The organism is Lysobacter daejeonensis GH1-9 (assembly GCF_000768355.1).
Classification (GTDB): Bacteria; Pseudomonadota; Gammaproteobacteria; order Xanthomonadales; family Xanthomonadaceae; genus Aerolutibacter; species Aerolutibacter daejeonensis.
The window spans coordinates 1-7,745 of record NZ_AVPU01000052.1; the positions used below are offsets into that span (position 1 = coordinate 1).

The following is a 7,745-nucleotide window of genomic DNA, read 5'->3' on the forward strand; positions in this document are numbered from 1 at the left end:
CTGCCCAATGCCGAGCTGATGGCGTTGCTCGCCCAGGCCGACGTGGCCCTTCTGGGCGGCGGCAGCCTGCTGGTGCAGGCGCTCGCGCTGGGCACGCCAACGCTGGCGCTGCCGCTGCAGGCCGAGCAGGCTGCCCGCGTGGAATGGCTGGCGCGCGCCGGGGCCGTGCGCGTCGCCCCAGGCGCGGCGCCAGACGTCCTCGTGGATGCGCTGCAGCGTTTGCAGGCCGACGAACCGTCGCGTGCGCAACTGCGTACACAAGCCGCCGCCCTGGGCCTGTCCAACGGCCTGCCGGCAGCCGTCGACGCCTTGGCCGCCCTCGCCGGCCTTCGTGCCGGCAACCCCGCACCCGATCCCTCCGGAGCCCGCGCATGAGCGCACGCCCCCTCCTCGTCCGCTGTGGCGCCTTCGGCGACATGGTGCTGGTCACGCCACTGATCCGCTTCCTGGCCGCGCGCTACGGCCAACCGGTCGACGTGGTCAGCAGCGGTGGCTGGACGCCGCCCCTGCTGCAGCATGAGCCGGCGGTCGGCCACCTGCAGCTGGTCACCAGCCGCAACACCCCGTACCTGCTCTGTCCCAGCCAGTGGGCGCTGGTGCGCTGGCTGCGGGCGCGCGGTCGCGGCCCGGTGTACCTGTGCGACGCCGACGCGGAGATGGCCGCGCTGCTGCGCCGCGCCGGCATCGCCGACGAGGACATCGTCGGACGCCTGCCCAGTGACGCCGTCGTCGACGGCCAGCAGCAACTGTGGCCCGACCGCTGGCTGCGGATGGGCGCGCGCAATCCGGCAAAGCCCTATCCCGCGCTGGACATCGATCCCGCGCCCTTCCGCCTGCCCGCACTGGCGGTGGGCGAGGAAGACCGCCGCGCCCTCGCCGCGTGGCGCGCCATCCACGGGCTGCAGGGGCCGCTGGTGCTGTTCCAGCCCGGCAACAAGCGCACCCACAAGCGCGGCACGGTCGCGACCCGCCAGCATCCCAAGCACTGGCCGCCGGAACGCTGGGCGGCCGTCGCGCGCGCGGTCTGGGCGCGCCTGCCCGACGCGCAGGTGGTCCTGTGCGGCTCCGAAGGCGAACACGCGGTGCTGGAAGAGATCCGCGCGGCCGCCGACGGCGACCCGCGCCTGCACAACCTGGCCGGCGACCTGCCCATCCCGCGCCTGCTGGCGCTGCTGGAAGTCGCGCACAGCATGGTCTCGGTGGACACCGGCCCGGCGCATGCGGCGGCCGCGTTGGGCTGCCCGCTGGTGGTGCTGTTCGGCAACGCGTCGCCGGCGATGTGGCGACCGCTCGGCCCCGGCCATGTGCACTGCCTCGGTGGCGAGAACGGCGAGCAGAGCCAGGCCCGCGACGTTCCCGCCGAGGCCGTCATCGCCGCATGGCAGGAGTTGGCCGACGCGGTGGCCGAACGCGGTCGCGCCGCCGTTCCAGGCTAATACGCTACGCCGCCCGCCACGCTCATGGGTGCTGGCACGCCGCGCGCGCCGGCACCAGCCACCACTCGCGCCGATTCGAAATCCCGAGGTTCTCCGCCTGCGACCAGTCGACGCAGGCACTGAGCGCGGCACGCTCCACAAGCAGCCAGCGCGTGGCGGGCGCCTGCGCCTGCCACGCCTGCGCATCGCGCAGCTGCTCGTCGGCCGGGCGCAGGAAACCGAAGGTCTGCGCCGGCCGGTCGGCCATCAGCAGGTTCTGCTCCTTCCACGCCACCAGCCCCAGCTCGGCCTCCGGGCCGATGCGCGCGCCAGCGCGCTGCATCAGGCCGCGGGCGGAACTGGCATCGTTGAGCAGCGGGTAGCCGATCAGGCTGACGCCCACCCACAGCCCCGACAGCACCCACGCCAGCGCGGCGGCGCCGCGACCTGCGCGCAGCCACGCCACCGCCGCCAGCCCGAACGCGCCGATGGCCAGCAGCATCGCGCCCAGCGGATCGGCGCCGTGCGCCACGCCGCGTGCGTCTTCCAGCGTGCGTTCAAAGCCGGGCTCGCCCAGTACCACCATCGCGCCGGCGATCGCCAGCAACGCCGACAGCCCCAGTGCGATGCCGAAGGCAATCCGACGCGGCCACGCCTTCGCCAGGATCTCCGGCAGGTACGGGCCCATCGCCAGGCACAGCATCGGCAGCGCCGGCATGATGTAGACCTCGCGCTTGCCGCTGCTGAGACTGAAGAACAGCAGCACCAGCGCCACCCAGGCCAGCGGCAGCAGGATGCGCGCGTCACGCGCGCGCAGCGCATCGCGCCATGGCCGCAGCACCCACGGCAGCGCGGCGACGGCCGGCAGCCATTGGGTCAGGGCGATCTGGATGAAGTACCAGAACGGCTGGTGGTGGTGCCACGGATCTGCATAGCGCTTGGCCGTCTGCTTGAGCAGGATGTTGTCGGCATAGGCGCGCAATGCGGGATCGTCGCTGGCATTGACGGCCAGCAGCATCGGCACCAGCCACAGCGCCAGCGGCAGCAGCAGCGCCACCGGGCCCAGCCAGAACTTCGCGCCGCGCATCGAAGCCACGCCATTCCAGCCGCGCCATTGCGCCCATGCCGCCGGCAACAGCACCAGCAGCGCGACCACGCCCACGCCCTTGCTGATCACGCCCAGGCCCGCCGCGAACCAGCCCAGCGCCCAGAAACGCCAGTCCGGCCCGCGCAGCAGGTGGCGCAGCAGCGAGTACACCGACAGCGTGATGAAGAAGGTGACCGTCGGGTCGATCTGCGCGCGCTTTGCCTGCCAGGTGAACTGCAGCGCAAACAGCAGCGCCCACGCCGCATACGTGCCGGCTTGCGCCGACCACAACCGGCGGCCGAGGTCGCGTACCAGCCACAACGTGCCCAGCGCCGCCAGCAGCGACGGCAGCAGGAACGCGACGCGCAACTGACCGGTCAATGCATAGAACGCCGCCTGAAGCCACATGAACAACGGCGGCTTGTCCGGATACAGCTCGTCGCCGCGCATCGGGAACAGCCACTGGCCGCTCTCCACCATCTGCCGGGCCACCAGCGCAAAACGCGGTTCGTCCGCGGGCCATGGGTCGCGCAGGCCGAGGCCGGCGAACAGGACCACCGTGGCCACCAGCCAGAACAGCCAGGCGCTGCGGGAGTCGTCGTTTTTCAGGGCGAAGGGCGTGTGCATCGGCGGATGATACTGGCCGGCGCACTCGGGCAGCACACGATTGCCGCCCGGGGAGGATTTGCGGACCGACCTAGGCCGGCGGTCACGAATTTGTCGGTGAAGCGTTACCCGCGACCTGATCGCCGCTTGAGGTTCGTTGATCGACCGCCGACGCGATGGTCAACCGCCCTTCCGCAGCCGCGCATAGAAGAAGCCGTCACCACCGTCCTCGCCCGGCAGCCGCTGGTGGCCGGCATAGCGGCCGTCCACCTGCACCGCGCGGCCGAAGCGCTCGTCGAGCGGCTCCAGCACCGCATCGGGGGTGCGCGCCAGGAAGGCGGCCACCTGGTCGGCGTTTTCCGCACGAAGGATCGAGCAGGTGGCGTACAGCAGCACACCGCCCGGTGCCACCGCGGTCCACAGCGCATCGAGCAATTGGGCCTGCACCGCAGCCAGCGTGCCCAGGTCGGACGCGCGCCGGTGCAGCAGCACGTCCGGCTGGCGGCGCACGATGCCGGTGGCCGAACACGGTGCATCCAGCAGCACCGCGTCCACCGGTTCGCCGTCCCACCAGGCCGCGAGCCGGGTGGCGTCGGCGGCGACCAGCCGCGCGTGGTTGGCCAGCCCGACGCGGCGCAGGCTGTCACGCACGCGCTCCAGACGGGTGGCATCGATGTCGAGCGCGACCAGCTGCAGGCCGGGCTCGCGTTCGAGCAGGTGCGCGGCCTTGCCGCCGGGCGCGGCACAGGCGTCCACCACCCGCGCGCCGGGCCGCAGGGGCAGCGCATCGGCGACGCGTTGCGCGGAGGCGTCCTGGATGGACACGGCGCCATCGGCAAACCCCGGCAGCACCGACACCGCCACCGGCACGTCGAGGCGCACGGCATCGGGCAGGGTCGGATCGACGGCATGGGCGATGCCCGCCGCTTCCAATCGCGGGAGGTACGCATCGCGTGACTGCACGCGACGATTGACCCGCAGCCACATCGGCGGCGTGACCGCGCCGGCGTGGAAGATCGCCTCGGCATCTTCCGGCCAATCGGCGGCGATGCGTTCGCGCAGCCAGCGCGGCCAATGCGCCTGCATCTCGGCGACGGGCACGCCTTCGCGCTGCGCGCGGCGCAACAATGCGTTGACCAGGCCGGCCTGGTGGCGACGGCCGACCAGCCGTGCGGCTTCGACGGTTTCCGCGACCGCGGCGTGCGCGGACAGGCCCAGCGGGTCGAGCTGGGCGAAGCCGACGAACAGCAACGCGCGCAACGGCTGGTCGCGCTTGCCCAAGGGGCGCGGGATCCATGCATCGAGCGCGGCCTGGTAGCGGGCCGGCTGGCGCAGCACGGCGAAGCAGATGCTTTCGACCAGCGCGCGGTCACGCGGATCGGGCAGCGTGGGCAGGTGCGCACCCAACTCCGCCTTCAGCGAACGGCCCTGGTGCAGCACCGCATCGAGGATGCGGGCCGCCAAGGCGCGGGGCGCGGCGCCGCCGCTCATGCGCTCCTCAGATCGGGGCGCCCGTTGAGGTAGTCGGCCGCGGTGATCGCCTTGCCGCCGTCGCGCTGCAGCACGCGAATCCGCAGCACGCCTTCGCCGCAGGCCACGTCCAGGCCATCGCGGCCGGCGCGCAGCAGGGTGCCGGGTGCCACGGCAGGCGCCTCATCCAGCGCCACCGCACCGTGCAGGCGCAGGCGCTCGCCGGCCACCACTGCCTCGGCCATCGGCCACGGGTTGAAGGCGCGCACCCGGTTGGCGAGTTCGGCAGCCGGGCGGGCCCAGTCGAGTTTGGCTTCGGCCTTGTCCAGCTTGTGCGCGTAGGTCACGCCTTCGGCCGGTTGCGGCCTGGCCACCGGGCGGATGCCGGCACGCAGCAGGCCGAGCCCATCGGCCAGCACACGCGCGCCCAACTCTGCGAGGCGGTCATGCAACTGGCCGCCGGTGTCGCTGGCGCCAATCGGCAGCACCTGCGACAGCAGCACCGGGCCGGTGTCCAGGCCCTTCTCCATCTGCATCAGGCACACGCCGGTCTCGGCATCACCGGCCTCGATCGCGCGCTGGATCGGCGCGGCGCCACGCCAGCGCGGCAGCAGCGAGGCATGCACGTTCCAGCAACCGTGGGCGGGGATGTCGAGCACCGACTGCGGCAGGATCAAGCCGTAGGCCACCACCACCATCAGGTCGGGCTTGAGCGCGCGCAACGCGGCCTTGGACTCGGCGCTGCGGAAGTTTTCCGGCTGCAGCACGGGAATGCCGCGCAGCAGGGCTTCGCGCTTCACCGGCGACGGCGTCAGTTCTCGGCCGCGACCCGCGGGCCGGTCGGGCTGGGTGTACACGGCCACCACCTCGCCGCGCTGCGCGGCGGCGCGCAGGCAGGGCACGGCGAAGTCGGGGGTGCCGGCAAAGACGATTCTCATGGGGCGGCCAGGGTCCTGTTGGCGGTCGCGGGGGCGTACCCGCGGGGAAACGGGAAAAGCACCGGGGTCATGGCCAGCCGCGGCGAGGCGACTTGCCGTCCGGGGCTGTGACCGGGAAAGGGAGCCGGATCCGGCGCGCCGCACCCAGCGGCAGCGGCCCGGCCCATCCGGCAACGATCAAGCGGCCTTGTGGCGCTGCGCCTTGGCCAGCTTCTTGCGCACCATCTCGCGCTTCAGCGGCGAGAGGTAGTCGACGAACAGCTTGCCTTCCAGGTGGTCCATTTCGTGCTGGATGCACACGGCCAGCAGGCCGTCGGCCGCCAGCTCGAACGGCTGGCCGTCGCGGCCGATGGCCTTCACCGTGATCTGGTTGGCGCGGGTGACATCGGCGAAGATGCCCGGCACCGACAGGCAGCCTTCCTGATAGACCTGGTGGCCGTCGGCGGTGGTGATCTCCGGGTTGATGAAGACCAGCGGCCGGTCCTTCTCATCGGATACGTCTATCACCATGAAGCGCTGGTGGACGTCCACCTGGCTGGCGGCCAGGCCGATGCCCGGCGCTTCGTACATGGTCTCGAACATGTCGTCGAGCAGCCGCTGGAACTCCGCCCCGGTGACCTGGGCAGGATCGACCGGCACCGCCTTGGTGCGCAGGCGCGGATCGGGGAACTCGAGGATGGGGAGCTGGGCCATGGCGAAAAAATGGGGGCGCTTGTCACAGACGCAAGCTTCACGGAAACATTGTAGCGCCGTTGTGAGCGCCCGATGCTTGCAACCGCGTGCACCTTCTGGGCTATAGTGCCGGTGCCCTCATCGGCGCTGCCGCCCGGGGAAAACCTGCAAGGGGAATCAGGTAGATGGCTGCCATGTTTAAACCGATCCGTGCGGTGCTCGCCGCCGCGTTGCTGACGATCGCCACCTATGGTGTCGCTGCCGAGATGGCGGGGGGCCATCCCGACACGTACGTCGTGAAGCGGGGCGATACCCTGTGGGACATCGCCGGCAAGTTCCTGAGGCGCCCGTGGCTGTGGCCGGAGATCTGGCAGGCCAACCCGCAGATCAAGAACCCGCACCTGATCTACCCGGGTGACGTGATCTCGCTGGCCTACCTCAACCGCGTGGCGGTACAGGAAGGCCCGCGCAGCGAGGCGCCGATCAACACGATTCCGCTGTCCGACGTGGAGGGGTTCCTCAAGGACCTGCGCGTGGTCGACGAGTTCGAGCAGCTGCCGTACGTGGCCGGCCTTGAAGACGATCGCCTGCGCACCGCCGAGGGCCAGGTCGCCTACGTCCACGGCTTGGCCGACGCCCAGCCGGGCCAGCGCTACATGGTGGTGCGCGCGACCCAGACCTACGCCAGCATCGACCCGACCCGCTGCTGCGGCACCGAAGGCCGTCGCGCCGCCGACCTGGATTTCCGCGGCCGCGCCAACATCGGCGTCGAGCGCCTGTGGGGCTACCAGATCCCGCATGGCGGCGGCGAGTTCCTCGGCCACGAGCTGATGCGCCAGAACACCGGCACCATCACCCGCCCCGTCGAAGGCCGTGCCGAAGTCTCCACCCTGCTGCTCGACCAGGGCGGCCGCGAGGTGCGCGTCGGCGACCGCCTGATCCCGATCGAGGCCCAGCCGTACGACCTGCAGTTCATCCCGCACCCGCCGGCGCAGGAGATCGAGTACGGCAAGGCCAAGGTGCTGGCCGTGGCCGACATGCTCACCACCGGCGGTCCGCGCGACGTGGTCGCGCTGTCGGTCGGCGCCCGCGACGGCGTGGACAACGGCACCGTGTTCTCCGCGTGGCGTCCCGGCAGCAATGTCGCCGACGTGGTCACCCGCGGTGCCGAGCACGAGAACAAGGTGCTGCGCTCGAAGGACGGCATCCAGCTGCCCGACGAGTTCGCCAGCCACCTGATGGTGTTCCGCACCTTCGACAAGGTCAGCTATGCGTTGGTGATGGACGCGACCAAGCCGACCCGACTGGGCTACGAGCTCAAGCACCCGGACGCGGCCTACTGATCCATCGGAATCGTCCTACGCGACACTGCGACGGCGCCCTAGGGCGCCGTCGTTGTTTCTGCGCCAGACTGTGGCGATGCACTCCGACGATACCGATGCCCTGCTGCGGCTGCTGGCAGCAGGGGGGCCCTCCGCGCCGCGCCGACACCTCCTGACCGCCCACCCCAGCCCCGCCGCCGCGCTCGCCGCAGGGCCACGCGCCTGGCGTGAGGCC

General features: G+C 71.5%; 7 protein-coding genes. 3 read left to right on the top strand and 4 right to left on the bottom strand.

Annotation, left to right across the window (positions count from 1 at the left end; translation table 11 throughout):
- Both N800_RS16165 and N800_RS14590 read left to right on the top strand, forming a co-directional pair.
- A partial coding sequence (locus tag N800_RS16165; RefSeq protein ID WP_036140310.1) for a hypothetical protein occupies positions 1–375 on the top strand: 375 nt, incomplete at its 5' end.
- Positions 372–1,436, top strand: a complete 1,065-nt coding sequence (locus tag N800_RS14590; protein ID WP_036140314.1) for a glycosyltransferase family 9 protein — start codon at positions 372–374, stop codon at positions 1,434–1,436. The genes N800_RS16165 and N800_RS14590, both read left to right, overlap by 4 nt.
- 22 nt (positions 1,437–1,458) lie before the next feature.
- On the opposite strand, the gene N800_RS14595 is transcribed toward N800_RS14590, so the two are convergent.
- The 4 genes from N800_RS14595 to def form a co-directional block, all read right to left on the bottom strand.
- The gene (locus N800_RS14595; RefSeq protein WP_052108299.1) at positions 1,459–3,129 is read right to left on the bottom strand and encodes an ArnT family glycosyltransferase; all 1,671 of its coding nucleotides are present in this window, start codon (positions 3,127–3,129) and stop codon (positions 1,459–1,461) included.
- 159 nt (positions 3,130–3,288) lie between these two features.
- Complete coding sequence (gene rsmB, locus N800_RS14600) at positions 3,289–4,599, bottom strand: 16S rRNA (cytosine(967)-C(5))-methyltransferase RsmB (protein WP_036140316.1); 1,311 nt, start codon at positions 4,597–4,599, stop codon at positions 3,289–3,291.
- Positions 4,596–5,516, bottom strand: coding sequence for a methionyl-tRNA formyltransferase (gene fmt / locus N800_RS14605; protein WP_036140318.1), 921 nt, complete (start codon positions 5,514–5,516; stop codon positions 4,596–4,598). The genes rsmB and fmt overlap by 4 nt, the downstream gene beginning before the upstream one ends.
- Positions 5,517–5,693: 177 nt before the next feature.
- Positions 5,694–6,209: a peptide deformylase gene (gene def, locus N800_RS14610; protein ID WP_036140320.1), complete on the bottom strand. Its 516-nt coding sequence runs from the start codon at positions 6,207–6,209 to the stop codon at positions 5,694–5,696.
- A 173-nt stretch (positions 6,210–6,382) separates the two neighbouring features.
- Between def and N800_RS14615 the strand changes: the two genes are divergently transcribed.
- The gene (locus N800_RS14615) at positions 6,383–7,531 is read left to right on the top strand and encodes a LysM peptidoglycan-binding domain-containing protein (protein WP_036140325.1); all 1,149 of its coding nucleotides are present in this window, start codon (positions 6,383–6,385) and stop codon (positions 7,529–7,531) included.
- Positions 7,532–7,745 lie beyond the last annotated feature (214 nt).

Excerpts from the sequence above, each read along its gene's own strand:
- N800_RS14590 (WP_036140314.1), top strand. The coding sequence starts at position 372 with ATGAGCGCACGCCCCCTCCTCGTCCGCTGTGGCGCCTTCGGCGACATG.
- def (WP_036140320.1), bottom strand. The coding sequence starts at position 6,209 with ATGGCCCAGCTCCCCATCCTCGAGTTCCCCGATCCGCGCCTGCGCACC.
- rsmB (WP_036140316.1), bottom strand. The coding sequence starts at position 4,599 with ATGAGCGGCGGCGCCGCGCCCCGCGCCTTGGCGGCCCGCATCCTCGAT.
- fmt (WP_036140318.1), bottom strand. The coding sequence starts at position 5,516 with ATGAGAATCGTCTTTGCCGGCACCCCCGACTTCGCCGTGCCCTGCCTG.
- N800_RS14595 (WP_052108299.1), bottom strand. The coding sequence starts at position 3,129 with ATGCACACGCCCTTCGCCCTGAAAAACGACGACTCCCGCAGCGCCTGG.
- N800_RS14615 (WP_036140325.1), top strand. The coding sequence starts at position 6,383 with ATGTTTAAACCGATCCGTGCGGTGCTCGCCGCCGCGTTGCTGACGATC.